The sequence below is a fragment of the Frigoribacterium sp. NBH87 genome, from assembly GCF_014217665.1.
Lineage (GTDB): Bacteria > Actinomycetota > Actinomycetes > Actinomycetales > Microbacteriaceae > Frigoribacterium > Frigoribacterium endophyticum.
On record NZ_CP043650.1, the window covers coordinates 1,325,743 to 1,349,938 of the forward strand.

Below are 24,196 nucleotides of genomic sequence, written 5' to 3' on the forward strand. Positions count from 1 at the left end.
GCGTCAGCGGCCCCGTCAGCGTCAGCGTCAGCGTCAGCGGCCCCGTCAGCGTCAGCGTCAGTGTCAGCGGCGAGCGCCGCGGCGACGCCCGACGGCCGCCGTCACGGCCGCGGCGAGCGCGTCGTCGAGCCCCCGGAACTCGTCGCGCACGTAGGCGTCCAGTCGTGCACGGGCCCCGCCGACCGCGCCCGGGCGCCGGTCGGCCAGACCCTCGACCACCCGCGCCAGCGCCTCCGGATCGGCGGCGGGCACGGTCACCAGCTGTCCGCCGACGAGGTCGCGGAGCTCGTCGAGCGCCGCGCTCTCGCGCGTGACGACGACGCGCCCGGCCGCGAGCCCCTGCCAGACCTTGTTGGCGATCACCGAGCCCGCCTTCTCGGAGTCGCCGAACAGGCCGAGCACGACGTCGTGCTCGCCGATCAGCTCGCCGAGGCGCTCCGGGCTCGTGGCCGGCAGGAAGGCGACGCGGTCGCCGACGCCGAGCTCCGCCGCGAGGGCCGCGGCGTCGGCCTCGCCCCCGGCCCGGTCGGCGCTGCCGACGACGGTCAGGGCGACGTCGGCCCGTCGCGTCGCCGCGAACCCGCGGACGATCGTGGGCACGCCGTGCAGGGGCAGGAACGACCCGTAGAAGAGCAGGCGGAGGCGCGGGTCGGCCCTCAGGGGCCGCTCGCGCGCCCAGGTCGGCGCTCCCACCGGCAGCGACAGGACGGTCGCGCGCGGGTGCCGCCGGCCGAGGTGCTCGGCCCGCACCCGCGTGTCGACGAGCGCGACGTCGGCGGCGCGGACGGCGACCCGGTCGACGAGCGCCCAGAGCAACGCGCGCGGAGACCACGGGGCCCGGAAGCCCTGGTCGCCCACGAGGGTCTCGTGCTTGCCGATGAACACGTCGACGACCAGGGGCAGGCGGCGCACCCGGGCGACGGCCCACGCCGCGGCGACGAAGTCGAGCGACATCTCGGAGACGAGCACGACGTCCGTCGCCCGCGAGCGCACGACGAGCGCCCGGAGGTCGACGAGGTGGCGTCGGGGGCCGCGCGCCCGCTCGTGGAGGTCGACGCGGTGGCCGCGGGCCTCGAGGTGCTCGCGCACCCGCACGTTGCGGGGGTAGCCCGGGTCGTGGACGCGCCACTGGAGCACCCGGAGCCCGGCTCCGGTCGCCGCGCCGTGCGCGTCGCCGCCCGCCCCCGCGGCGCCGAGGGCGCGCGCTGCCGAGCGTCCGCGCCGCTCCGCGACGGCCCGCCCGAGCGACCGCAGCTGCACGACGAGCACGGCCGCCTCGGCGACCACCTCGCCCGCGAGGGCACCGACGACGCCGCCCTGGTGGCCCAGCAGCAGGATGAGCGGAACGCCGACGAGCGCCCCGACGAGCGCGCTCCGCGCGAGACCCCGCACCTCCCCCACCACGACGAGCGCGATGCCGCCGACCGCCCGCGACAGGCTCACGACCACGACGAGGGTCGCGCTGATCGCGGCCTCGCGGTGGCCGAGCGTCGCGACGCCGGAGAACACGACGGCCGACAGCCACGGGCCGGCCACGGTCAGCACGACGCCCGCCGCGGCCCCGACCAGGCCGTTCACGACGATCGCGACGCGGGCACGGTCGAGCCGGTGCTCGACGCCGGCCGGGGCCCCGACCCAGCCCTGGAGCGCGTTCGGCACGGCCTGCAGGCCGGAGAGGAGCATGCGCTGCAGCCGCTCCGCCGCGGCGAAGACGGCGGTCACCGAGGTGCCCGCCACCGCGCCGACGAGCACCACCGGGAGGGCGATGTAGGCGGCGCTCAGCGCGCGCCCGGTGAGCGCGTGGCGCTGCCCGGCGAGGGCGCCGAGCACGCGCCGGGGCGTCAGCCCGGCCGCGTGCCGGGGCCGCACCCCGACGACCGCGAGCCCGACGACCGGGCAGACGACCGAGGGCAGCAGGCACGCGGCGACGAACCACCAGAGCGAGCCGCCGAGCGACACGGCCAGGGCCGCGACCACCATCGCGGCGATGCGCGGCCCCGCCTCGACGGCGAGCACGAGGGACGGGCGCCCCGTGCCGATGAAGAGCCAGGTGGCGTTGAGGCTGCTGAGGGCGCCGCCCGCCGCGATCAGCAGCGCCTCGACGGGGTGGCGGGGCACGAGCAGGGCGACGGCGAGGGCGACCACCGCGAGCGTCGGCACCGCCGCGACGAGCTTGGTCGCCGTCACGAGCGCGAGGAGGCGACGGCGCGCCTCCGGGCCCTGTCGCGCCGCCCGCTGGGTGCCGGTGAGGCCCCAGCCGAGCTCGACGACGACGGCCGCGGCGGCGCCGAGCGACTGGGCCACCGCGACGCTGACCCACGCCCCCTGCCCGAAGGCGGCCGTGATCGCGGGGAGGACGAGCAGGGGCGCGACGGCGGTGAGCAGCGGCAGGGCGACGAAGCCGCCGAGCCGGGCCGCGGCGGACGAGACCGGGCCGCGCGCCCCTCCGCGCCCGGGAGCGGGCGGGTGAGGTGCAGGAGGCGCGGCGGGCGCGGGACGGTCGGCGGCGGTCGGGTCGGGCATCGGGGCACCTCGGTCGGGGACGGTCCTCGGCGGGACGGGACGGAGCAGGACTCCCAGGGTGCGACTCCCCCGTCGCGCGCCCGGGGGGCTCGGGCCTGGCCCCGCGGCCCCGGCCCCGCGACCTCACCCCGGCCTTCACCCCGGGACGCCGCGAGCCCCCCACCCGGGTCGGGCAGGGGGCTCGGGTCGCGCCGAGGCCGCGGTGGCGGCGGGTCGGCGGGCAGGGCGGCCTACGCGGGCACGGTGCCCGCGAACAGGTGCGTGCTGCCGTCGGGGGCGCCGCCGATGGCCGTGGCCGGCACGACGGTCGGGTTCGCCCCGCTGCCGAGCTGCCACGCGCCGCGGTTGTCGGTCGCGATGTACGAGTGGCCCCAGACCTCACCGGTCGCGGTCACCATCGTGTAGGCGATCTGCGGGTCCTCGCCGGCGCGGTGGGCGCTGGCCGCCGAGATGCCGACGACGGCGCCCGTCGCGCCCTCGGCCTTGCGCGCGATCGGGTCGAAGCCGTCGCCGTACGACCAGGCACGCCAGAGCTGGCCGCCCTTGGCGTAGTAGTGCACGCTGCCCGTCGCGTTGCCGCCGATCGCCGTCGCGGGCCGCACGGCGCCGTCCACGCCCGTGTCCTGGAGCTCCCAGGGCACCTCGTTCGCGAGCGTGCTCGCCGAGGCCCACAGCTGGCCGGTGCTGGTGATCGCCGTGGCCGCGAGCTGGCCGGCCATCTCCGGGTGGTAGGCGTTGACCGCGTCGATCTGCACGACGGCGCCGTCGACGCCCTCGAGCTGGCGCTCGGGCGAAGCCGCGGACGCCCCGGTGTTCGTGACGAGCCAGAGCTGGCCGTCCTTCACGTAGCGGTGCTGGCTCGTGCCGCCGGGGCCGCCGACCGTGGTGGCCGGGCGGACCGACGACGAGGCGCCGGTGTCGACGAGCCGCTCGCTCGTGCCGGTGTTGAACGACGCGCGCGCCCAGACCTGCCCGGTGCTCGTGACGGCCGTGAAGGCCAGGGTGGTCGTCGCCCCCGAGAAGTGGCCGTTCGCGGCGGAGACCTGGGTCACCGAGCCGGTCGCGCCGGTGAGGAGGCGGTTCGGCCCCGCGCCGGTGCCGGCACCGCCGTACCACCACAGCTGGCCGTCCTTCACGTAGAGGTGGTAGCTCCAGCTGCCCGTGTTGCCGATGGCCGTGGCGCCCTCGACCGCGGGGTCGGCCCCGGTGTCGACGAGGCCCCAGCCGGCGGCGGCGCCCCGGGTCGCGCCCAGCGCCCAGACCTCGCCGGTCGTGGTGACCGCCGTGTAGGCGACCTGGCCCGGCTGGCCGGGCAGGGTCACGGTCGCGGCGGAGACGTGCGCGATGTTCCCCGTCGCGTCGGGGATCTGTCGGGCGGCCGGCTGGTCGCCCGTGCCCGCCGTGACGGGGACGAGGAAGAGGCCCTCCTGCACGACCGTGACGGTGGCGGTGACGGGCGCGACGCCGGCGACCGTGGCCGTGAGGGTGACGACGCCTCCCTCGGCGGCGCTCGCGACGAGGCCGGTGGCGACCGCGACTCCCGCGGCGTTCGTCACCGTCGTCCAGGTGGTCGAGCCGCCGAACGAGGCGGGGCCGGTGACGGTGAAGGTGACGGTCTCGTTCGCGAGCGGGACCCCGTTCTGCGAGAGCACGAGCACGCTGGCGTCCGACAGGTCGGAGCCGAGCGCCCGCGGCAGCTCGTTCGAGAAGCCGATGGTGGCGCGGGCGTTCGACGACGCCGCGTGGGCGGGGGTCGCGAGGGCGATGCTCACGACGGGCACGGCCCAGGCCGCGGCGGTGACGACGGAGCGGCGCGAGGGCCCGGCGTGCCCCTCGACGACGGACGGCGGGGCGGCCGGGTTCACGGGCAGGGAGCGATGACGATCGGTCACGGTGGGGGTCCTCTTCGTAAGGGGGGTCGACGACGACCAGACGTCTCCCGTCTGGCTCGTGTCGGCACCCTGACCCCTCCGCCGGGGTCCGTCACCGCGACTCCCGCGCCCCCGCGCCGTCGGCGCACCGACATTTCACCCGCTCCGTCACCTGGCGGCGACGCGGGGCCGGGCGGAGTCGCGGGGCCGAGAGCAGGGCGCGGTCAGGCGCGCGGCGGCCCCGCGCTCTCGCGGACGACGAGGTGGGTCGGCACGATGCGGTCGGCCGACGGCTCCTGCCCCTCGAGCATCTCGAGCAGCACGTGCATCGACCGCAGCCCGATCTCGCCGAAGTTCTGGTGCACGGTCGTCAGCGGCGGCCAGAACGAGCCGGACTCCTCCGTGTCGTCGAACCCGACCACGCTGACGTCGCCGGGGATGGAGCGGCCGAGCTCGTGCAGCGCGTGCATCACGCCGAGCGCCATCTGGTCGTTCGCCGCCACGACGCCCGTGACGTCGTCGCGACGACCGATCTCGAGCCCGATGCGGTAGCCGGAGGCGGTGGTCCAGTCCCCGCCGAGGGGCGCCTCCGGCTCGAGCCCGGCGTCGCGCATCGTGTCGAGCCACGAGGTCGCGCGGCGCGTGGCCGAGTACGAGGTGGCGGGCCCGGCCACGTGCACGACGCGGGTGTGGCCGAGGTCGAGCAGGTGCTGCGTGGCCAGGCGCATGCCCTGCTCCTGGTCGGTGTCGACGACGACGTAGGGGTCGACCGCGTCGGAGTCGATGATGACGACGGGCAGGCCGACCGGGACGATGAGGTCGGCGCGGTCGAGCATCTGCGCCTCGATGATGATGACGACCCCGTCGACCGCCTCCTCCTGCAGGCGGCTGAACGCGCCCGCCACCTCGCCCTCGGTGGGGTGCGCGACCGGCATCAGGGTGATCGTGTAGCCCGCGCCCGAGGCGGCCGTGACGATGGCGTCGAGGGTCTTCATGTTGCCGAGGGTCGAGAGCGTGAACATGATCACGCCGATGCTGCGGAAGCGCCCGGTCTTCAGCGCCCGGGCGGCGCTGTTCGGCCGGTAGCCGAGCTCGGCCATCGCGTCGAGCACCCGCTGACGCGTGCCCGCCTCGACGTTGGCGGCGCCGTTCGAGACCCTCGAGACCGTCTGCGACGACACGCCGGCGCGCGCCGCGACGTCCGCCATCGAGACGGTGCGCGTGCGGGAGGGGCGCCGGCTGCTCGACTTGACGATCGGCGTCGAAGGTGTCATGGTTGCGAGCATCCCAGATGTTTACGCAAACACCCAATCAGTGGCTGCGAGACGAACCCCGACGAAGTGGATGGACATGACGACGTTGTCGACACCGGCAGCCCGGCCGAGGGCCGAGGCAGCCCCGAGCTCCGTGGGCGGCGGCGCCCCGATCCGTCGCGACAAGCGTCGCTGGACGGGCTGGGGCTTCGTCCTCCCCTTCCTCGCCGTCTTCCTCGTGGTGCTCGTCGCCCCGGTCGTCTACGCGATCTACCTCAGCCTGTTCCAGGAGAAGATGATCGGCGGCAACGCCTTCGTCGGCATCGCGAACTACGCGCAGGCGCTCAGCGACCCGAACTTCTGGGACGCCCTCGGCCGCGTCGCGCTCTTCCTCGTCGTGCAGGTGCCGATCATGCTGATCATCGCCCTGGTCGCCGCGCTGGCCCTCGACTCGGCCCGGCTGCACCTCACGTCGTTCTTCCGCATCGCGATCTTCCTGCCCTACGCCGTCCCCGCCGTGGTCGCCGCCCTCATGTGGGGCTTCATCTACGGCAATCGCTTCGGGCTCGTCGGCAACCTCGAGGACCTCACGGGGTGGGCCCTCCCCGACCTGCTCTCGCAGGGCTGGATCCTCGCGTCGATCGGCAACATCGTCACGTGGGAGTTCGTCGGCTACAACATGCTGCTGTTCTACGCCGCCCTCCGCGTCATCTCGCCCGACCTCTACGAGGCCGCCGAGCTCGACGGCGCCGGCCCGCTCCGCATCGTGAAGGACATCAAGCTGCCCGCCATCCGCGGGGCCATCGTGATCGGCATCATCTTCTCGATCATCGGCAGCTTCCAGCTCTTCAACGAGCCGAACATCCTGCAGACGCTCGCGCCGAACTCGATCAGCACGTACTTCACCCCGAACATGTACGCCTACAACCTCTCGTTCGCAGGCCAGCAGTTCAACTACTCCGCCGCGATCGCGATCATCATGGGCGTCCTGACGATGGTCGTCGCCTACGTGGTCCAGCTCGTCGGCTCGCGGAAGGACGCCTGACCATGTCGACCCTCACCGGTTCCCCCCTCGCGGCGCCCGACGCCGGCACCCCGACCGTCACCCCCACGCGCGAGACGCGCGACCGCAAGCGCCGCGCCGGCGCCCCGCGCGACAAGCGCAGCGTGCTGCTCACGCTCGTCATGGCGCTGCTGCTCATCTACTCGGTGCTGCCCCTCTTCTGGCTCCTGGTCAACTCGACCAAGACGCAGGAGGCCCTCTTCAGCTCGTTCGGGCTCTGGTTCAGCGGCGACTTCGCCCTCTTCGACAACATCGCGGGCGTCTTCACCTACGGCGACGGCGAGTTCATCCGCTGGCTCGGCAACACGCTCCTCTACGTCGTCGTCGGCGCCGGCGGCGCCACGCTGCTCGCCACCCTGGCCGGCTACGGGCTGGCCAAGTTCGACTTCCCCGGGAAGAAGGCGGTCTTCGCCGTCGTGCTCGGCGCCGTGGCCATCCCCGGCACGGCCCTGGCCGTCCCGACCTTCCTGATGTTCAGCCAGATGGGCCTGACGAACACCCCGTGGGCGATCATCCTGCCCTCCCTGATCAGCCCCTTCGGCCTGTACCTGATCTGGACGTACGCGGTCGACTCCGTGCCGAACGAGATCCTCGAGGCCGCCCGGATGGACGGCTCCAGCGAGGTGCGCACCTTCTTCACGATCAGCCTGCGCCTCCTCAGCCCCGGCCTCATCACGGTGCTGCTGTTCTCGATCGTCGCGACCTGGAACAACTACTTCCTGCCGCTGATCATGCTGAGCGACTCGCGCTGGTACCCGCTGACGGTCGGCCTGAACCAGTGGAACGCCCAGTCGACCACCGTCGGCGGCGACCCGATCTACAACCTCGTCATCACCGGGTCGTTCCTCGCGATCATCCCGATCGTGGTCGCGTTCCTCTTCCTCCAGCGCTACTGGCAGTCCGGCCTGTCGGCCGGCGGCGTCAAGGCCTGACGCCGTCGCGACCCGCGCCTCCCTCGTCCTCCCCCCTGCACCACCACCCGCACGATCACCACGGCACCACCTCCACGATGAAGTGAAAGGCACCACAATGTCCCGTTCCCTCCCCCGCTCCGCCAAGCGCGCCATCGCGCTGGGCCTGGGCGTCGTCCTCGCCGGCTCGCTCGCGGCCTGCTCCTCCGGCTCCGGCGGCGGCTCGAGCCCCGACACGGCGTCGGCCGACGAGCTCGCCGCGGCCCTGAAGGAGAAGTCGACGATCACCGTCTGGGCCTGGGCCCCGGCCGTCGAGCCCATCGCCGAGGCCTTCGAGGCCAAGTACCCCGACATCACCGTCGACGTGCAGAACGTCGGCACCGGCGCCGACCAGTACACCAAGCTGCAGAACGCCATCAAGGCCGGCAAGGGCGCGCCCGACGTGGCCCAGGTCGAGTACTTCGCGATCCCGCAGTTCTCGCTCAGCGACTCGCTGGCCGACCTGAGCGGCTTCGGCTACGACGACCTCGAGGACGACTTCACCGCCTCCACCTGGAACTCCGTCACCGACGGCGACGCCGTCTACGCGCTCCCCCAGGACTCCGGCCCCATGGCGATGTTCTACCGCCAGGACGTCTTCGACAAGTACGGCATCGCCGTGCCGACGACGTGGGACGAGTACGTCGCGGCCGCCGAGACCATGCACTCGGCCGACCCGAACCAGTTCATCACCAGCGACACCGGCGACGCCGGCTTCACCACCAGCATGATCTGGCAGGCCGGCGGCCAGCCGTACAAGGTCGACGGCGAGACGGTCTCGATCGACCTGCAGGACGAGGGCGCGAAGAAGTGGACCTCGACCTGGAACACGCTGGTCGAGAACGGCTCGCTCGCGCAGACCCCCGGCTGGACGGACGAGTGGTTCCGCGGCCTCAGCGACGGCTCGATCGCCACGCTGCTGACGGGCGCCTGGATGCCCGGCAACCTCGAGGCGCAGGCCGCCGAGGGCTCCGGCCAGTGGCGCGTCGCCCCCATGCCCCAGTACACCGAGGGCGACACCGCGACCGCCGAGAACGGCGGATCGTCCATCGCCGTGATGGAGCAGTCGTCGAACAAGCTCGTCGCGGCGGAGTTCACCAAGTTCGCGACCGCGGAGGAGGAGGGCAAGCAGATCTCGTTCGACGCCGGCGGGTTCCCCTCGACCACGTCCGACCTGAACGACCCGGCCTTCCTCGCCGAGGCCCCCGAGTACTTCGGCGGCCAGAAGATCAACGAGGTCCTGTCGCAGGCCGCCGCCGACGTGGTGCCCGACTGGCAGTACCTGCCCTTCCAGGTCTACGCGAACAGCATCTACAGCGACAGCGCGTCGTCGGCCTACTCGAACGGCACCTCGCTCGACCCCGTCCTCGAGGCGTGGGGCAAGGCGTCCGCCGACTACGGCACGCAGCAGGGCTTCGACGTCACCACGAAGTAACGCCCGCGCTCCCGGGCACCGGGCGGGGAGGCACGACGCAGGTCGCGCCTCCCCGCCGTGCGTCCGCCGCACCTCCCCCCGCACTCCCCGTCACCGACAGGACACGCCACATGTCGAGCCCCGTGCCCGCCTCCGCCGCCACCAGCCGCCGCTTCGTCGTCGGCCCCGTGCACTTCGAGCTCGACGGCGCCCCGCACCGCGTCCTCGCCGGCGCGCTGCACTACTTCCGCGTTCACCCCGACCAGTGGGCCGACCGCATCCACAAGGCGCGGCTGATGGGGCTCAACACCATCGAGACGTACGTCGCCTGGAACGCCCACTCCCCCCAGCGCGGCGACTTCGACGCGACCGGCGGCCTCGACCTCGGCCGGTTCCTCGACCTGGTGGCCGCCGAGGGCATGCACGCGATCGTGCGCCCCGGCCCCTACATCTGCGCGGAGTGGGACGGCGGCGGGCTGCCCGGCTGGCTCTTCGACGACCCCGCGGTCGGCGTCCGCCGCAGCGAGCCCCTCTACCTGGCCGCCGTCGACGAGTTCCTCGCCCACGTCTACGAGATCGTCGTGCCGCGGCTGATCGACGCCGGCGGCCCCGTCGTGCTCGTGCAGATCGAGAACGAGTACGGCGCGTACGGCGACGACGCGGAGTACCTGCGCCACCTCGTCGACCTGACCCGCGCCTCCGGCGTGACCGTGCCGCTGACCACGGTCGACCAGCCCACCGACGAGATGCTCTCGCGCGGCAGCCTGCCCGACCTGCACCGCACGGGCTCCTTCGGCTCGCGCGCCGACGAGCGCCTCGCGACCCTGCGTCGCCACCAGCCGACGGGCCCGCTGATGTGCTCGGAGTTCTGGGACGGCTGGTTCGACCACTGGGGCGAGCACCACCACACGACCCCCGTCGCCGAGGCGGCGGGCGAGCTCGACGCGCTGCTCGCGGCCGGGGCCTCGGTGAACATCTACATGTTCCACGGCGGCACCAACTTCGGCTTCACCAACGGCGCGAACCACAAGGGCACGTACCAGTCACACGTCACCTCGTACGACTACGACGCCCCCCTCGACGAGGCGGGCTTCCCCACCGACAAGTTCTTCGCCTTCCGCGACGTCATCGCCCGCTGGGCGCCGGTGCCCGACGAGCTGCCCGCGCGCCGCACGCCGGCGCCCGTGCTGCGCACCGACTTCGACGCCGTCGTGCCGCTCGACCAGCTGGTCGGCGACGCGGGCGACGCTGACGACCGCGGGCAGGCCGGGGCGGCCGGGCAGGAGTCGCGGGTCGACACGCGCGCGTCGGTCGCGACCGCGACCCGTCGCCGTGCCGCCGTGGCCCCCGCCGCCGGGCAGTGGCACCGCACCGCGGCCGTGCCCACCATGGACGAGCTCAGCGCCTTCCGCGGGTTCTCGCTGCACCGCGTGGCGCTGCCGGCCGGCGACGACCCCCGGGCGCTCTCGTTCGCCGGCGTGCGCGACCGCGCCGTCGTCTCGGTCGACGGCCGCCGCGTCGGCGTGCTGCAGCGCGACCAGCACGAGCGCTCGATCGTCGTGCCGCCCGGCGCGCGGCTCGAGGTGCTCGTCGAGGACCAGGGCCGCGTCAACTACGGCCGCCACATCGGCGAGGCGAAGGGCCTCGTCGGCCCCGCCCTGCTCGACGGCACAGAGCTGCTCGAGTGGGAGTCGCTGCCGCTCGACCTCGACGCGATGGTGGCGACGGTCACCCGTCGTGCCGACCGCGCCGCGGGCTCGGTGCGGTTCCTCGACGGGCCCGTGTTCGCACACGCGACCGTCACCGTCGACGAGCCCGCCGACCTCTACCTCGACACGCGCTCGTGGGGCAAGGGCGTGGCCTTCGTGAACGGCTTCGCGCTCGGTCGGTACTGGACGCGCGGCCCCCAGCACACGCTCTACGTGCCCGGCGAGCAGCTGCGGGCCGGCGACAACGACCTGGTCGTCTTCGAGACCGGCGCCGCGGCTCGGCCCGAGGTGTCGTTCGTGGCCGAGCCCGACCTGGGGCACCTGGAGTCGTAGCGGGGGCCTGGCCACGAGGTCGAGCCTCCGAGGCGGGCCCTCGCAGGGCCTGCCTCCGCCGGCGGGCCGGCCGTATCGTCGTCGGCATGGACCCCCGAGCTGACGTGCGCGACTTCCTCTCCAGCCGCCGGGCGCGCATCACCCCCGAGCAGGCCGGCCTCGGTCGCGGCGGTGGTCGCCGGCGCGTGCCGGGGCTGCGCCGCGACGAGGTCGCGACGCTCGCCGGGGTGAGCGTCGACTACTACACGCGCCTCGAGCGGGGAGACCTCGGCGGCGTCTCCGACAGCGTCCTCGACGCCATCGCCGGGGCCCTCGAGCTGACCCGCGCCGAGCACGACCACCTCTACGACCTGGCCCGCTCGTTCGCGCCCACCCGACGCCGCGGGCCCGTCGTCGAGGCACGCGGGGCCGCGTTGGAGGCGCCGGTGCAGCACCTCCTCGACGCGGTCACCGCGGCGCCCGCGTTCGTCACGAACACGCGCATGGACATGGTGGCCGCCAACGCCCTCGGCGTCGCCCTCTACTCCGAGATGTACCGCGGCGACGAGCGGCCCGCGAACCACTCGCGCTTCATCTTCCTCGACCCGCGGGCGCGGGAGTTCTACCCCGACTGGGAGCGCGCGGCCGCCGTCAACGTGGCCATCCTGCGCCGTGACGCCGGCCGCGACCCCCGAGACCGGGGCCTCGCCGAGCTGGTCGGCGAGCTCTCGGTGCGCAGCGACGAGTTCCGCGCGCGCTGGGCCGCCCACGAGGTGCGCCGACACTACTCGGGAGCCAAGTCGTTCCGTCACCCCGTCGTGGGTCTGCTCGAGCTCGACTACCTGGTCATGGAGCTGCAGGACGCCCCGGGTCACTCGATGACCGTCTACCCGGCGGCGCCGGGCAGCCCGTCGGCCGAGGGGCTCGCGCTCCTGGCCTCGTGGGCAGCCACCGAGGGCGTCGACGCCGTGCCGGAGCGCTCGTGAGCGCGACCCCCGCGACGGCCCCGGTCGACCCTCGGCCGCCGCAGGGCGAGGTGACGCGCCTGCCGGTCGTCGCCCTCGTGCTGCTCGCCGCCATCGGCTTCGTGCTGGTCGCGATGGAGACCATGCCGGCCGGGCTGCTGCCGCAGATCGCCGCGGGCCTCGACACCGGCGAGGGCACGGTCGGGCTCCTGATCAGCGCGTACGCCCTCGGCACCGTCGTCGTGACCGTGCCGGCCATCACGCTGACCCGCGGCCTCCGCCGCAAGCCCCTGCTGCTCGGCGCGGTCGCGGGGCTCGTCGTCGCCAACGCCGTGACGGCGGGCTCGACCGAGGTGGCCCTGTCGCTGGCCTCCCGCTTCGTCGCCGGGGCTTTCTCCGGCGTCATCTGGGGCATGCTCGCGGCGTACGGCCGCCGGATCAGCCCGCCGTCGCGGGCGGGGCTGTCGCTCGCGATCGTCTCCACCGGCGCCCCGCTCGGCTTCGCGTTCGGCACGCCGCTCGGCTCGTGGATCGGCAGCACGCTCGACTGGCGCTGGTCGTTCGGCGGGCTGTCGCTCGTGGCCACGGTGGTCGCGGTGCTCATCGCCCTCGTGGTGCCCGCCGCCACGGCGCCCGCGGCGACCGGCGACGCGGCGGCCCGCCGCCTCCCCCTGCTCCGCGTGGCACGGCTGCCCGGCATCGCGGTCATCCTCGCGGTGATCGCCACCTGGATGCTCGGGCACAACACGATCTACACCTACGTCGCCCCGTACCTGCGGTCGACGAGCGCGGACCTCTCGGTCGAGCTCCTCCTGCTGCTCTACGGCGTCGCGTCGATCGGGGGCGTCGTGCTGACGGGGGCCCTGCTCGACCGCCACCCGCGGCCCCTGCTGCACGGCAGCCTCGCCGTCTTCGTGCTGGCCGGGGTCGTGCTGCTCGTCGGCCGCGACGTCACCGCCGCGGTCGTCGTCGCAGCCGTCCTCTGGGGCCTCACCTTCGGCGGCGCCTCGGCGCAGCTGCAGGCCGCCCTGACGACGGCGGGAGGCGCGGAGCAGGACGTCGCGAACTCGTTCCTGCCCGTGGCGTTCAACGTCGCGATCTTCGCGGCCGGCATCGTCGGAGCGGTGCTGCTCCAGCACGCCGACGGGCTCGTGCTGCCCGTCGTCATGATCGTCGGGGGCTCGGCGGCGTTCGTGCTCACGCTGTGGGGGCGGCGCACCGCCTTCCCCGCCAGACTGGTCGGGTGAGCACACCGCACGACCTCGCCATCGTCGCCCGCCCGTACGACCACCCCGACGTGCAGCAGCTCGTCGAAGGCCTGCAGCAGCTGTACGTCGAGATCTACGGCGGCCGTGACGAGAGCCCGATCGACGCCGCCGAGTTCGAGCCGCCCCGCGGGGCGTTCGCGGTGGCGTACCTGTCGGAGAGCCCGCAGCCGGCGGGCTCGGACCGCGAGGGCTCGCCGGCGGGGCAGCCCGTCGGCATGGGCGCCTGGCGGCTGCTGCCCGACGGGCGCGGCGAGCTCAAGCGGCTGTTCGTGCGGCCCGGGCACCGCGGCCGGGGAGTCTCGCGCCGGCTGCTGGGCTGGCTCGAGGAGTCGGCCCGCGACTCCGGCGTGGCCTGGATGGTGCTCGAGACCAACACGGCGCACCCCGAGGCGATCCGGCTCTACCGCTCGGCCGGGTACGAGCCGGTGCCCGACTACGGCCACTACGCCGACGAGCCGGAGACGGTGTCGCTCGGCCGGGAGCTCTGACACCGGCTCGTCGACGGACGTCGGAGGGCCCGGCACCGCTCGTGTGCCGGGCCCTCCGGCGGCGCGGCGTCTCGCCGCGACGGTCGTCGCTACAGCTCGATCTTCTCGTTCTCGCCCTCGAGGGCCTCGCCGGTCACCTTCGACTTGACGAAGGAGAGCACCGAGGCGACCTTGCCGCCGGGGGTGTCCCAGTACTCGGCGCTGTCGGCGCTGAACTTCACCAGGCCGACGTTGGGGTCGGCGGGCCCGTCGGGGAACCACGCCTCGACGCGGCTGTTCCACAGCTCCTCGAGCTTCGCGTGGTCGTCGACCACCGCAGCCGTGCCGGCGAGCGACACCCAGGAGTCGTTCGAGCTCAGCGTCACGCCGACCGTCCGCTCGCGCCCCAGGTGGTGCACGGCCGAGGAGTCCTGCCCGACGATGAACCACAGGTCGCCGTCGAACTCGGCCTCCTGCACGGTCATCGGGTGGCCGACGAGGGCGCCCTTCTCGTCGATGGTCGTGAGCATCGCGAAGTCGAAGCCGCGGAGCAGCCCCGCGAGCTTGGCGACGTCGTCGTCGTGGGTGCTGGTGGTGCCGGTCGTGTCGGTCACGGTGTGCTCCTTCGCGCAGGGCCGGGCACGGTGGGCGCCCGGGGTCGCCCCCACTCTGCTCTCCCCGGGGGGCGCGCGCCCAGCCTTCGGTCTACTCCGCGTCGAGGGGCAGCAGGATGCCCGCGACCCGCGGGTCAGTCGCGAGGAACTCCTGCACGGCGGGGTCGCGGAACGCCTCGACGAGCTTGCGCACCGCCGCCTCGTCGGCGAAGTCGCTGCCGATCGTGAGCTGGCCGGCGAACTCGTCGGGGGCGGCGGGGGCGAAGATCTGCTGCTCGATCGGGACGCCGGCCGCCAGGTAGTACTCGGTGTAGCCGACGGCGGCGTCGAGGTCGGGCAGCGCCCGCGACTGGGCCGCGAAGTCGAGCAGGGTGAAGCGGAGGCCCTTGGGGTTCGACGCGATGTCGTCCTGGGTGGCGTGGCCCACGTCGACGCCGTCCTTCAGCGTGATCAGGCCGGCGCGCTCCAGCACCGACAGCCCCTGCGCCTCGTTGGCCGGGTCGGAGTAGAGCGAGATCGTCGCCCCGTCGGGGATCTGGCTGACGTCGGTGTACTTCGACGACCAGAGGCCGAAGCCCCAGCGGAACACCGGCGTCGCTGCCTCCTCGCGGAAGTCGGGGTTGGCCGCGAGCACCTGGTCGAGCCAGAGCGAGTGCTGGTAGACCGTGCCGGCGATCTCGCCCTCGCTGACCGCCCGGTTGATGGTGTTGCTGTCGCTCAGCCCCTCGAACTCGACCGAGATGCCGTACCTCGGGGCCACCTCGTCGGCGACGAACTGGACGAGCGCCTGCTCCGAGGCGTTGCCCTCGGCGGTCGCGACCGTCAGGGTCGCGCCCGCCTCGGCCACGGCCGGCACGTCGGGGCGGACGAGCGGCACCACGACGGCGACCGCGACGGCGACGACGACCGCCGCCCCGCCCGCGATCCAGGGCCAGCGACGACGACGCTTCAGCTCGAAGCCGTGGTCGTGGGCGGAGGCCGCGGGGGCGGCCGTGCGGGCGGGGTCGGCGGCGGCGGGCGTGTTCTCGGGCATGATCAGGGTCCTTCGGAGCGGGCAGCCGGGGCTGCGGAGGGCGTGACGGGACACCGGCGACCGCGACGGGGCCGGGTCCGGTGAGGAGGAGAGGAGCAGACGGGGAGACGAGAGGAGTCGGACGCCGACGGGCCGGAGGCGCGGTGCACCCGGGGCCCCGGCCGACGTCACACGGCGGTGACGGCGACCGGCGTCGGCCCCGGGGAGCGGCGACGCCACCAGCGTCGGCGCGGCACCGGCTCCGGGCTGGTGGCCCGGACGGCGGCGTCGCCGATCAGCTGCACCGCGGCGACGGTGGCCACGAGGAGGACGATCGTGACGATCATCACCGTGTGGTCGAAGCGCTGGTAGCCGTAGGTGACGGCGACGTAGCCGATGCCGCCCGCGCCGATGGTGCCGGCGATCGCCGAGTACTCGATCATGGCGATCGTGTTGATCGTGAGGCCGCCGATGAGGCTCGGCAGCGCCTCCGAGAGCTGGGCGGTGCGGACGATCTGCAGCGGGGAGGCCCCGCTCGCCGTCGCGACGCGCACCCGGTCGGAGGGGACGCTGCGGAGCGAGTTCTCGACGATCCTCGTGAAGAAGGCGACGCCGGCGATCGACATCGGGACGACCGCCGCGGCGATGCCGATGTTCGTGCCCGTGACGAAGCGGGTGAACGGCACGATCGACGCCATCAGGATGAGGAAGGGCAGGGAGCGGCCGATGCTCACGACCCCGCTGAGCACGGTGTGCACCGCGGGGGCGGGGGCGAGGCCGGCCGGGCCGAGGTTGTGCACGAGCGCGCCGAGGGGCACGCCCAGCACGACGACGATCGCCATCACGATGCCGACCATGAGGAAGGTGTCGCCGAGCGCGGGCAGCACGAGCGCGGGGATCTCGGCGAGGGGCACCGAGTTGTCGTAGGCGGCGGGCGCGCCGGCGGCGAGGACGGCGCTCATCGGACCAGCTCCGCGCCGGCCACGCCGGCCACGACGCCCACGACGTCCAGGGTCTGAGCGGGGGCGGCGCCCTGCCCGGCGCGGCGGGCCGCGAGCCCGAGCGCCGCGGCGACCCCGGGGAGGCGGTCGGTGACCGCCTCGGGGACGGCCACGGTGACGTGGCCGACGGTGGCGCCTCCCAGGCTCTCGACCGAGGCGCCGAGCAGGGCCACCGGGGCGCCGAGCGCCTCGCCGAGCCGGGAGGGCCAGTCGGCCGGCACGTCGGCCGAGACGTAGTCGAGCCGCCACGGCCCCGCGCCGGGCGGGGCCTCGGCCGCCTGCCGGGCCGGGCGGAGCGCCGTGCCGAGCGGCGACGCGGGGTCGCGCAGCAGGTCGAGCAGCCGCCCCCGCTCGACGACGCGGCCGTGGTCGAGACGGGCGACGCTGTCGGCGATCTGCAGCACGGTGTCCATCTCGTGCGTGACGAAGAGGATCGACAGGCCGAGGTCGTCGCGCAGCTCGCGCAGCAGGCCCACGATCGACGCCGTCGAGGCGGGGTCGAGGCCGGAGGTGGCCTCGTCGGCCAGCAGCACGCTGGGCCGGAGCGCGAGCGCCCGGGCGATGCCGACGCGTTGCCGCTGCCCGCCCGACAGCTCGTGCGGCCGGGCGTCGGCCCGGTGCCCGAGGCCGACCCGGTCGAGCAGCTCGGCGACCCGGCGACGCGCCTCGGCGCGCGTGACGCCGAGGTACTCGAGCGGCAGCGCGACGTTCTGGGCCGCCGTGCGACGCCCGAAGAGCCCGTCCGACTGGAAGACCGTGCCGATGCGGCGCCGCGCGACCCGCAGGTCGCGCTCGCCGAGGGCCGTGAGGTCGTCGCCGTTGACGACGACCCGGCCCGAGGTGGGGCGCTGCAGCAGCGTGACGCACTCCGCCAACGTGCTCTTGCCCGCTCCGCTCGGGCCGACGACGGCCGCGATCTCGCCGGCGCCGACGGAGAAGTCGACCTGGTCGAGCACCGTGGTGCGCGTCGTGCCGGTCACGTGGACCTTGGTCAGCGCCTCGAGGCTGATCATGGTGTCCTCCTGGGTCGGTGTGGCGGGGGGCCTCCCGCCGGGTGCCGCCGAGCATAGGGAGGCGCGGGTCGGCCCGCGAGGGATCATCACGTCATGTGTCGCCCCGTGACCCCGTGCGTCGTCGCGCGTCCCCGTGCGTCGTCACGGGGCCGCGCCGACCGATCGCGCCCCCGGCGGGGCGGGTCTGCCCCGCCGGGCGGGCACCGACGCGTAGGGTTGTCCGCACATGGAGGTCCGACGACCCGGAGGGGGGCACGATGACCGATGCCGTGACGACGCCCGGAACGACGCCCGGAACGACGCCCGGGGCGGCCGAGCCGACCGCCGCGTCCGGGCCCCTCGGAGAGCTGCCCGCGGACCTCTTCGCCGACCTGGACCGCGGGGGCCCGGTGCCGCTCTGGTACCAGATCTCCGTCCGCCTCGAGTCCGCCGTCCTCAGCGGTCAGCTGCCGCCCGGCTCACGCCTCGAGAACGAGGTCGGTCTGGGCGAGCGCCTGGGGCTCTCGCGCCCGACGATCCGGCGCGCCATCCAGGAGCTCGTCGACAAGGGGCTGGTCGTGCGGCGCCGCGGCATCGGCACCCAGGTCGTGCACGGACCGGTGATGCGCGACGTCCAGCTGACGAGCCTCTACGAGGACCTCGCCGCGAGCGGGCAGACGCCGTCGACGCGGCTGCTGGGCCACGAGGTCGTGCCCGCCGACGTCAAGGTCGCGACGGCGCTCGGCCTGCCCCCGGGGACGGCCGTCGACCACATCCGGCGCCTCCGGCTCGCCGACGACGTGCCGGTCGCGGTGCTCGAGAACTACCTCCCGCGCGACCTCGCCGAGTTCGCCTCCGACGACCTGGCCGCCCACGGGCTGTACCAGCTGCTGCGGGCCCGCGGGGTGACCATGCGGGTGGCGAAGCAGCGGATCGGCGCCCGTGCAGCCACCCGCGGCGAGGCTGAGCTGCTCGAGATCGAGCCCGCCGGGCCGCTGCTCACCATGACCCGGACGGCCTACGACGCCTCCGGGCGAGCGGTCGAGGTCGGGTACCACTGCTACCGACCCGACCTCTACTCGTTCTCGGTCACCCTGGTCGACAAGTAGGCGCGACCGGCGCCACGAGTCCACCGGAGCCCGCTCCGGTCAGCCGACCCGCGCCTCCGGGGCCCGCCGCAGGCCGACGAGCAGCCAGGCGACCGCGACGAAGGCCGCCGAGAGGACGGCGAGGATCTGCCCTCCCCAGGCGATCAGGACGCTGGCCTCGCCCAGCCACACGGGCGACGTGAAGAAGAGCTGCCGCACCACGGCGAGGGCGGCCCAGACGAGCAGCGACCACCCGGCGAGCGCCGGCACGACGCGCACCCGCACGACGACGACGGCGGCGAGCACGAGCGCGACCAGGCCGATGAACTCCACGGCGCTGGAGAGCACGGCGACCTGCCAGCCGATCAGCGAGCGCGCCGGCAGCACCGCGGTCAGGGCCGGCACCACGACGAGGGCCACGGCGGCGATGCGCAGGCCGAGCCGGCCCGGGCGGCTGGGGCCCGCGATGCCCGGCTGGGACCGGCTGCCGCTCACCAGCCAGAGAGAGACCGACACGACGAGGGCGGCGGCGAAGAGCAGCACCGGCAGCACGGTGACGAAGACGAACGCCGACGACGCGGCCGCGACGACGACGAGCCGCAGGAGGAAGAGGAGCGCCGCTCCGCCGAAGAGGGAGCCGGCGACGACCAGACGGGTGGACAGGGCCGGGGGCGTGGCGTCGGTCATCCCCCGACCGTACCGGCGCCCCGGCGGGCGCGGACGCCGCGTCGAGGCTTTCCTGTGAGCGAGCGGCGGACGGGAGCGTAGTGTCGAGCGCTGTCCCCCGGAGGCACCTAGCCCTCGATGTACCCCGATCGATGTGCCCCACCGTCGGCACGCTCCGACGGCGGACGGACGCCCCTCTCGGCCCGAACCGCGAGGGGCGTCACACCCTCTTCATGTCGAGGCATCGTCGCGCCTGTTCGCGCTCACAGCCTATACTGTCTCTCTCATCGGGCGGCTCAGCCGTTCGCACGAGGTCGTGGGATTCGGGTCCCTGGCCTCGCGGTGGGGTCGCCGCGGAGGGGTCCGCGATGCCGGCCCCACCTCAGTTCTCTCTCCGCCCCTGGCTCGGGGCGGCCGTCAGGCCGCGGGCCTCGCCGCTCAGTCCGCCCGCACGGCGTCCAGCACGGCCTCCGCGACGACGCGCGGCGCGACCTCGGGCAGCCAGTGCCCCTCGTCGAGCTCGACGAACCGGTACGGCCCCGACACGTGACGTGCGGTGAGCTCCGCCGCGCGGCGTCCGAGCGCGGTGTCGTGGCGACCCCACAGGTACCGGGTGGGGACGGTGACGCGACCGGTCGCCAGCGACGGCCTCGCGCCTCCCCCCGGCAGCCAGAGGGCGCGGTACCAGGCGATCGCCCCGGTGAGGGCCCGGGAGTCGCGCATCGCGTCCGCGTACTCCTCCGCCCGCTCGGCGGGCAGCCCCGTGCCCTGCAGCACGGGCGCCAGCCGGCGGCGGAGCAGCACCTCGGGCAGCCACGGCAGCTGGAAGGCGCCCATGTACCAGGAGCGCAGCGCCTGCGACGACGACGTCAGCGAGGCGGCCAGGGCGGCGGGGTGCGGCGTGGACAGCACCGTGAGGCTGGCGACCCGGTCGGGGTGCTCGGCGGCGAGCTTCCACGCGACGGCCACGCCCCAGTCGTGCCCGACGACGTGGGCGCGGTCGATGCCGGCCTCGTCGAGCAGGGCCACGACGTCGGCGACCAGCTCCGTCGACGGGTAGGCGCGCCTCCCCCGCGGTCGCGCGCCCGGCGAGTAGCCGCGCTGCAGCGGCACGAGGCAGCGCAGCCCCGCCGCCTCGAGCCGGGGCACGACGTCGCGCCAGCTGGCCCGGGTGGCGGGGAACCCGTGCAGCAGCACGACCACCTCGCCCTCCGCGGGGCCGGAGTCGGTGGTCTCGAACACGAGGCCGTCACGCTCGTAGCGGGTCAGGCGGTCCATCGGCTCAGCCTAGGCAGCGAGGGGCGAGCGCGCGCGCCCGCGTCACCCGACCGCGGGCGCCGCGGCGGGGACCTTCAGCTCGCCGTTCATGTACTGCGCGACGCCGAAGCCGAACGACCAGTCCTGGGGGCCGTTCTCGACGTACCCGATGAAGACGTCCTCGCCGGCGACGCCCAGGTCGTGGAGCCCCGCGGCGATGCGGGCGTAGAGGGCCTGCTTCGTCTCGTCGCTCCGCCCCCTCTGCGTGAAGATCTGGATCATGACGACCCCGTCGGTCCGCTCGAAGCCCAGCCCGGCGTCCTCGGCGACGATGCGGCCCGTGGGCAGCTCGGTGACGACCTGGAACCGGTCGCGGACGGGGATGCCGTAGACCTCGACGATCGAGGCGTGGATCGAGTCGGCGATGGCGGTGACCTGTTCCGGCGAACGGCCGGCCATGAGGTCGATGCGGACGAGGGGCATGAGGTGGGTCCTTCTGTCAGAGGATTATGTTCTTACATACTAACAAGCGAGGGTCCGGTGTGCCATGTCCAGCCGGGGGGGGAGGCGCGGTGTCCGTGACGGACACCGCGCCTCCCCCGCCGCGCCTCAGACGGCAGGGACGATGACGTCGCGCACCAGGGCGTCGAGCTGCGCGTCGGCCTCGAGGAACTGCCGCAGGGTGACCACGCACGCTCCGAAGCGCTCGAACTCGTCGATCGTCATGCCGTCGACGTCGTAGGCCCGGTGCCACTCCTCGGGGAGCTTCTCGCGCAGCGCGTCGAGGACGTCCTGGTCGACGGGCACGTCGATGCGGTGCTCGGCGGGCACCGAGTTCGCGTTGATGTCGACCTGCCACTGGAACGGAGGCGAGACGACGAGATCTCCCCCGACGAGCTCGCTCCACTGCAGGTGGTTGCGGAACGCGGCCGAGAGGATCCGCGACCGGTAGCCGCGCGCCACGAACTCGTGGTGGGCCTTCTTGAGCGCCGCGACGCCGGCCCACTCGAGGTGGCCGGGCTCGATCAGCACGTGGTCGCGCTTCGCCACGGCCTTGAGCCAGTCGTCCAGTCGACCGCCCATGATGGTCACGACCGACCCGAACTCGTGGTCCACGAGCCCGTCGGCCGTGCGGCGGTCGAGGCCGCGCTCGATCGCGGCGCCGACGGCGAGCGCCTGAGCCACCGTGAACGAGACCGTCGCGTTGATGCTCACGCCGCGGTACGTGGCCTCCTCCATCGCCTGGATGCCGACCTCGGTCGCCGGGATCTTCACGATGATGTTCTCCGCGAGCCCGGAGAAGTGCACGGCCTGCTCGACGAGCGCCGCGGCGTCCCGGTGGAGGCGGGGGTCGGTCTGCATCGACAGCCGACCGTCCCGACCGCCCGATGCCCGGAAGGCGGGCTCGAGCAGCTTCGCCGCCTGGACGCTCAGTTCCTCGACGGCGAGCCAGCCCAGCTCGGACTCGCCGGCGGTCGGGTGCTCGTCGGCCATCTCGCGCAGACGAGGGCCCCAGGTGTCGATGTTGTTCTTGATCACCGTGTAGGCGATCACCGGGTTGCAGGTCGCACCGACGGCGCCGAACGCGATCGAGGCAGCCAGTTCGGCGGGGTCCGCCGAGTCGTTCCAGAGGCTGGTGGGGGTGTCCTGTGCGGCGCGGAGCAGGCTCGGCCGGTCGTCGGACGACGGCGCGGAGATGCCGGTGTCGGTGGCGGTGGCGGTGGCGGAGCTGGAGTCGGTGGTGGAGCTCATTGCTCTCCTCTGAGGTCGTCGAGCCCCCGTCGTGGCGGCTCTCTTCTGTGCTGCGGGGCTCAGGCCGCGGCGATGCGGGAGCGGATCTGCTCGAGCTGGTACCGGCTGACCTCGTCGACCGACTCGTCCTCGGCGAAGACGCTCGACACGGCGATCGTGTCCGGCCGGTCGAGGAAGCCGATCTCGGACAGGCCGCCGAAGAAGCCGTCCCAGTCGACGTCCCCGTCGCCGATCTTGAGGTGCTGGTGCACCCGGGCCGCGGTGCCGGGCGGGTTGCTGATGTAGCGCAGGCCGTGCGATCGGTTGTGGTCGAACGTGTCGGCGATGTGCACCAGCCCCAGCGACTGCCCCGCCGCCGCCATGATCCCGGCCATGTCGCCGCCGTAGTGGAACGTGTGGCAGGCCACGTAGGCGAGACCGACGCTCCGCGAGTTCAGTCCGCGGATGACCCGCAGCGCCTCGAGGCCGTCCTCGACGAAGTCGTCGGGATGGGGGTCGATGTACACCTGGATCCCCTCGCGCTCGAAGATCGGCAGGAGCTCCTCCATCGACCAGTAGAACTGTCGCTCGGACTCCTCCTGCCGCTCGGGGCGCCCGCTGAACTCGGTGTTGATGACGCCGACGCCGAGACGAGCCGTGATCTCGATCACCCGCTTCCACTGCTTGACGGCCGCGCGTCGCGACTCCTCGTCCGGGCCGGACCAGCGCAGCACCGGCAGCACGGACGCGATCTGCACCCCTGCTTCCCTGCAGGCAGCCGCGAAGGCGTCGACGAGGTCGTCGTCGGCCTTCGGGTGCCGGAAGAACGGGATGAAGTCCGCGTGCGGGGTCAGCTGGAGGTGGTCGTAGCCGAGCTCGGCGACCTTGCGGGGCAGCTCCAGCAGCGAGTGGGTGTGGTGCAGCGGCGTCGGGTCGAGGGCGATCTTCACCATGCTCTACGCCCCCGCGAGGACGGAGGAGGCGGGCGAGACCTCGTAGAAGGCCGGCTTGTCGAGCGCGTACCGCACCGGCACCTTCTCGCCCGACGCCTGCGCGACGACGCCCGCGTCGGCGACGACGCTCGCGAGGTAGCCGTCCCACGCCGAGGGGCCGTCGATGGTGCCGGCGTGCGCGGCGTCGACCCAGCGCTGGACCTCGACGTCGTACGCCGCGCCGAAGCGCTCCTTGAACGACGGCGTGATGCCCTGGCCCGTGCTGCCCGCCGCGGCCACCTCGATGCCCTGCGGGCGTCCGATGGACGCCACGCCGCTCTCGAACACGGCGTCCGTCGTCACCTGGTAGCCGAACTGCACGTTCACGTTGATCTCGACGATCGCCAGCACGCCCGAGGCGGTCTCGAGGAGCACGAACTGCGGGTCGCGCAGTCCGTCGGGGGCGAGGGAGTTGCGGCGGGGCTTCTTGACCTCGATCGACACGATCGGCTCGCCCACGACGAACGGCACGACGTCGATCTCGTGGATGACCGAGTCGGTGATGAGGGCCGACTCGGAGAAGTTGGGAGGCGTCGACGGGTTCCGGTGGGCGCAGTGCAGGGCGAGCAGCGCGCCGTGGGCCCCCGACGCGACGAGCTCGCGCAGCTCGAGGTAGCCGGCGTCGAAGCGACGCATGAAGCCCACCTGGATGTGCGGACGGTCGAGCCTCTGCTCGGCCTCGATGATGCGGAGGCTCGACTCGACCGTGTCGGAGAGGGGCTTCTCGCTGAGGATCGCGAGTCCGGCCTCCAGGGCCGGGAGGATGACGGGCTCGTGCAGGAACCCCGGGGTCGCGATGATGACCGCGTCGAGGCGCGTGGCGGCGAGTGCCTCCTCGAACGACGCGAAGGTCTCGGCGCCGGGCGCGAGCTCCGCGGCTGCCGTGACGCGGGCGACGTCGGGGTCGACGACGGCGACGACCTCCGCTCCGCTGATGCGCTGCGTGATGCGCGACACGTGGTCGGCGCCCATCATGCCCGCGCCGACGACGGCGACGCGGAGGTTTCCGGTGCTGGGGATGGTCATGGGTGTTCTCCTTCGAACGGCG

General features: G+C 73.8%; 21 protein-coding genes. 8 read left to right on the forward strand and 13 right to left on the reverse strand.

Annotated elements, in window-relative coordinates; all coding sequences use genetic code 11:
- Positions 1-63 precede the first annotated feature (63 nt).
- The 3 genes from F1C15_RS06095 to F1C15_RS06105 form a co-directional block, all read right to left on the reverse strand.
- Complete coding sequence (locus tag F1C15_RS06095) at positions 64-2,523, reverse strand: polysaccharide biosynthesis C-terminal domain-containing protein (RefSeq protein ID WP_185233604.1); 2,460 nt, start codon at positions 2,521-2,523, stop codon at positions 64-66.
- 230 nt (positions 2,524-2,753) lie between these two features.
- Positions 2,754-4,415 carry a hypothetical protein gene (locus tag F1C15_RS06100; RefSeq protein ID WP_156370084.1) on the reverse strand — a complete coding sequence of 554 codons (1,662 nt, stop codon included), beginning with the start codon at positions 4,413-4,415 and terminating at the stop codon, positions 2,754-2,756.
- Between the two features lie 203 nt (positions 4,416-4,618).
- Complete coding sequence (locus F1C15_RS06105; RefSeq protein WP_185233606.1) at positions 4,619-5,668, reverse strand: LacI family DNA-binding transcriptional regulator; 1,050 nt, start codon at positions 5,666-5,668, stop codon at positions 4,619-4,621.
- Between the two features lie 76 nt (positions 5,669-5,744).
- Here F1C15_RS06105 and F1C15_RS06110 point away from each other — a divergent pair, with 76 nt between their 5' ends.
- From F1C15_RS06110 to F1C15_RS06140, 7 genes are all read left to right on the forward strand, one after another.
- The gene (locus tag F1C15_RS06110) at positions 5,745-6,692 is read left to right on the forward strand and encodes a carbohydrate ABC transporter permease (RefSeq protein ID WP_185233608.1); all 948 of its coding nucleotides are present in this window, start codon (positions 5,745-5,747) and stop codon (positions 6,690-6,692) included.
- A gap of 2 nt (positions 6,693-6,694) precedes the next feature.
- Positions 6,695-7,642 (forward strand): carbohydrate ABC transporter permease, encoded by a 948-nt coding sequence (locus F1C15_RS06115; protein WP_056056922.1) that lies wholly within the window; start codon positions 6,695-6,697, stop codon positions 7,640-7,642.
- A gap of 97 nt (positions 7,643-7,739) precedes the next feature.
- Positions 7,740-9,095, forward strand: coding sequence for an ABC transporter substrate-binding protein (locus tag F1C15_RS06120; RefSeq protein WP_185233617.1), 1,356 nt, complete (start codon positions 7,740-7,742; stop codon positions 9,093-9,095).
- Positions 9,096-9,205: 110 nt separating this feature from the next.
- Complete coding sequence (locus F1C15_RS06125) at positions 9,206-11,116, forward strand: beta-galactosidase family protein (RefSeq protein ID WP_185233619.1); 1,911 nt, start codon at positions 9,206-9,208, stop codon at positions 11,114-11,116.
- An 86-nt stretch (positions 11,117-11,202) separates the two neighbouring features.
- Positions 11,203-12,081 carry a helix-turn-helix transcriptional regulator gene (locus tag F1C15_RS06130; protein WP_056056927.1) on the forward strand — a complete coding sequence of 293 codons (879 nt, stop codon included), beginning with the start codon at positions 11,203-11,205 and terminating at the stop codon, positions 12,079-12,081.
- Complete coding sequence (locus F1C15_RS06135) at positions 12,078-13,307, forward strand: MFS transporter (protein ID WP_255465516.1); 1,230 nt, start codon at positions 12,078-12,080, stop codon at positions 13,305-13,307. Before F1C15_RS06130 ends, F1C15_RS06135 begins: the two co-directional genes overlap by 4 nt.
- Entirely contained in the window at positions 13,304-13,816 is a 513-nt protein-coding gene (locus F1C15_RS06140) for a GNAT family N-acetyltransferase (protein ID WP_219731576.1), read from the forward strand. The genes F1C15_RS06135 and F1C15_RS06140 overlap by 4 nt, the downstream gene beginning before the upstream one ends.
- An 89-nt stretch (positions 13,817-13,905) precedes the next feature.
- On the opposite strand, the gene F1C15_RS06145 is transcribed toward F1C15_RS06140, so the two are convergent.
- The 4 genes from F1C15_RS06145 to F1C15_RS06160 all read right to left on the reverse strand — a co-directional run bounded on the left by F1C15_RS06145 (position 13,906) and on the right by F1C15_RS06160 (position 17,435).
- Positions 13,906-14,409 (reverse strand): pyridoxamine 5'-phosphate oxidase family protein, encoded by a 504-nt coding sequence (locus F1C15_RS06145; protein ID WP_056056933.1) that lies wholly within the window; start codon positions 14,407-14,409, stop codon positions 13,906-13,908.
- A gap of 91 nt (positions 14,410-14,500) precedes the next feature.
- Entirely contained in the window at positions 14,501-15,442 is a 942-nt protein-coding gene (locus F1C15_RS06150) for a MetQ/NlpA family ABC transporter substrate-binding protein (protein ID WP_185233621.1), read from the reverse strand.
- A gap of 167 nt (positions 15,443-15,609) precedes the next feature.
- Complete coding sequence (locus F1C15_RS06155) at positions 15,610-16,383, reverse strand: methionine ABC transporter permease (RefSeq protein WP_185233622.1); 774 nt, start codon at positions 16,381-16,383, stop codon at positions 15,610-15,612.
- Positions 16,380-17,435, reverse strand: a complete 1,056-nt coding sequence (locus F1C15_RS06160) for a methionine ABC transporter ATP-binding protein (protein WP_185233623.1) — start codon at positions 17,433-17,435, stop codon at positions 16,380-16,382. Before F1C15_RS06160 ends, F1C15_RS06155 begins: the two co-directional genes overlap by 4 nt.
- Positions 17,436-17,692: 257 nt before the next feature.
- Between F1C15_RS06160 and F1C15_RS06165 the strand changes: the two genes are divergently transcribed.
- On the forward strand, positions 17,693-18,523 hold the full coding sequence (locus F1C15_RS06165) for a GntR family transcriptional regulator (RefSeq protein WP_185233624.1): 831 nt from the start codon (positions 17,693-17,695) through the stop codon (positions 18,521-18,523).
- A gap of 39 nt (positions 18,524-18,562) precedes the next feature.
- Here F1C15_RS06165 and F1C15_RS06170 read toward each other — a convergent pair whose 3' ends face one another.
- The 6 genes from F1C15_RS06170 to F1C15_RS06195 all read right to left on the reverse strand — a co-directional run bounded on the left by F1C15_RS06170 (position 18,563) and on the right by F1C15_RS06195 (position 24,174).
- Positions 18,563-19,189, reverse strand: coding sequence for a hypothetical protein (locus F1C15_RS06170; RefSeq protein WP_185233625.1), 627 nt, complete (start codon positions 19,187-19,189; stop codon positions 18,563-18,565).
- Between the two features lie 417 nt (positions 19,190-19,606).
- On the reverse strand, positions 19,607-20,446 hold the full coding sequence (locus F1C15_RS06175; protein WP_185233626.1) for an alpha/beta fold hydrolase: 840 nt from the start codon (positions 20,444-20,446) through the stop codon (positions 19,607-19,609).
- A gap of 42 nt (positions 20,447-20,488) precedes the next feature.
- On the reverse strand, positions 20,489-20,908 hold the full coding sequence (locus F1C15_RS06180; protein WP_056056942.1) for a tautomerase family protein: 420 nt from the start codon (positions 20,906-20,908) through the stop codon (positions 20,489-20,491).
- Between the two features lie 126 nt (positions 20,909-21,034).
- On the reverse strand, positions 21,035-22,177 hold the full coding sequence (locus F1C15_RS06185; protein WP_185233627.1) for a transaldolase family protein: 1,143 nt from the start codon (positions 22,175-22,177) through the stop codon (positions 21,035-21,037).
- A gap of 59 nt (positions 22,178-22,236) precedes the next feature.
- A complete protein-coding gene (locus F1C15_RS06190; protein WP_185234123.1) occupies positions 22,237-23,106 on the reverse strand; it encodes a sugar phosphate isomerase/epimerase family protein in 870 nt (289 codons plus the stop codon).
- Between the two features lie 6 nt (positions 23,107-23,112).
- Positions 23,113-24,174, reverse strand: coding sequence for a Gfo/Idh/MocA family protein (locus F1C15_RS06195; protein ID WP_185233628.1), 1,062 nt, complete (start codon positions 24,172-24,174; stop codon positions 23,113-23,115).
- Between the last annotated feature and the right edge of the window lie 22 nt (positions 24,175-24,196).

Coding starts and splice junctions, on each gene's coding strand:
- F1C15_RS06095 (WP_185233604.1), bottom strand. CDS start 2,523: ATGCCCGACCCGACCGCCGCCGACCGTCCCGCGCCCGCCGCGCCTCCT.
- F1C15_RS06105 (WP_185233606.1), bottom strand. CDS start 5,668: ATGACACCTTCGACGCCGATCGTCAAGTCGAGCAGCCGGCGCCCCTCC.
- F1C15_RS06110 (WP_185233608.1), top strand. CDS start 5,745: ATGACGACGTTGTCGACACCGGCAGCCCGGCCGAGGGCCGAGGCAGCC.
- F1C15_RS06115 (WP_056056922.1), top strand. CDS start 6,695: ATGTCGACCCTCACCGGTTCCCCCCTCGCGGCGCCCGACGCCGGCACC.
- F1C15_RS06120 (WP_185233617.1), top strand. CDS start 7,740: ATGTCCCGTTCCCTCCCCCGCTCCGCCAAGCGCGCCATCGCGCTGGGC.
- F1C15_RS06125 (WP_185233619.1), top strand. CDS start 9,206: ATGTCGAGCCCCGTGCCCGCCTCCGCCGCCACCAGCCGCCGCTTCGTC.
- F1C15_RS06130 (WP_056056927.1), top strand. CDS start 11,203: ATGGACCCCCGAGCTGACGTGCGCGACTTCCTCTCCAGCCGCCGGGCG.
- F1C15_RS06150 (WP_185233621.1), bottom strand. CDS start 15,442: ATGCCCGAGAACACGCCCGCCGCCGCCGACCCCGCCCGCACGGCCGCC.
- F1C15_RS06155 (WP_185233622.1), bottom strand. CDS start 16,383: ATGAGCGCCGTCCTCGCCGCCGGCGCGCCCGCCGCCTACGACAACTCG.
- F1C15_RS06160 (WP_185233623.1), bottom strand. CDS start 17,435: ATGATCAGCCTCGAGGCGCTGACCAAGGTCCACGTGACCGGCACGACG.
- F1C15_RS06165 (WP_185233624.1), top strand. CDS start 17,693: ATGACCGATGCCGTGACGACGCCCGGAACGACGCCCGGAACGACGCCC.
- F1C15_RS06170 (WP_185233625.1), bottom strand. CDS start 19,189: ATGACCGACGCCACGCCCCCGGCCCTGTCCACCCGTCTGGTCGTCGCC.
- F1C15_RS06175 (WP_185233626.1), bottom strand. CDS start 20,446: ATGGACCGCCTGACCCGCTACGAGCGTGACGGCCTCGTGTTCGAGACC.
- F1C15_RS06180 (WP_056056942.1), bottom strand. CDS start 20,908: ATGCCCCTCGTCCGCATCGACCTCATGGCCGGCCGTTCGCCGGAACAG.
- F1C15_RS06185 (WP_185233627.1), bottom strand. CDS start 22,177: ATGAGCTCCACCACCGACTCCAGCTCCGCCACCGCCACCGCCACCGAC.
- F1C15_RS06195 (WP_185233628.1), bottom strand. CDS start 24,174: ATGACCATCCCCAGCACCGGAAACCTCCGCGTCGCCGTCGTCGGCGCG.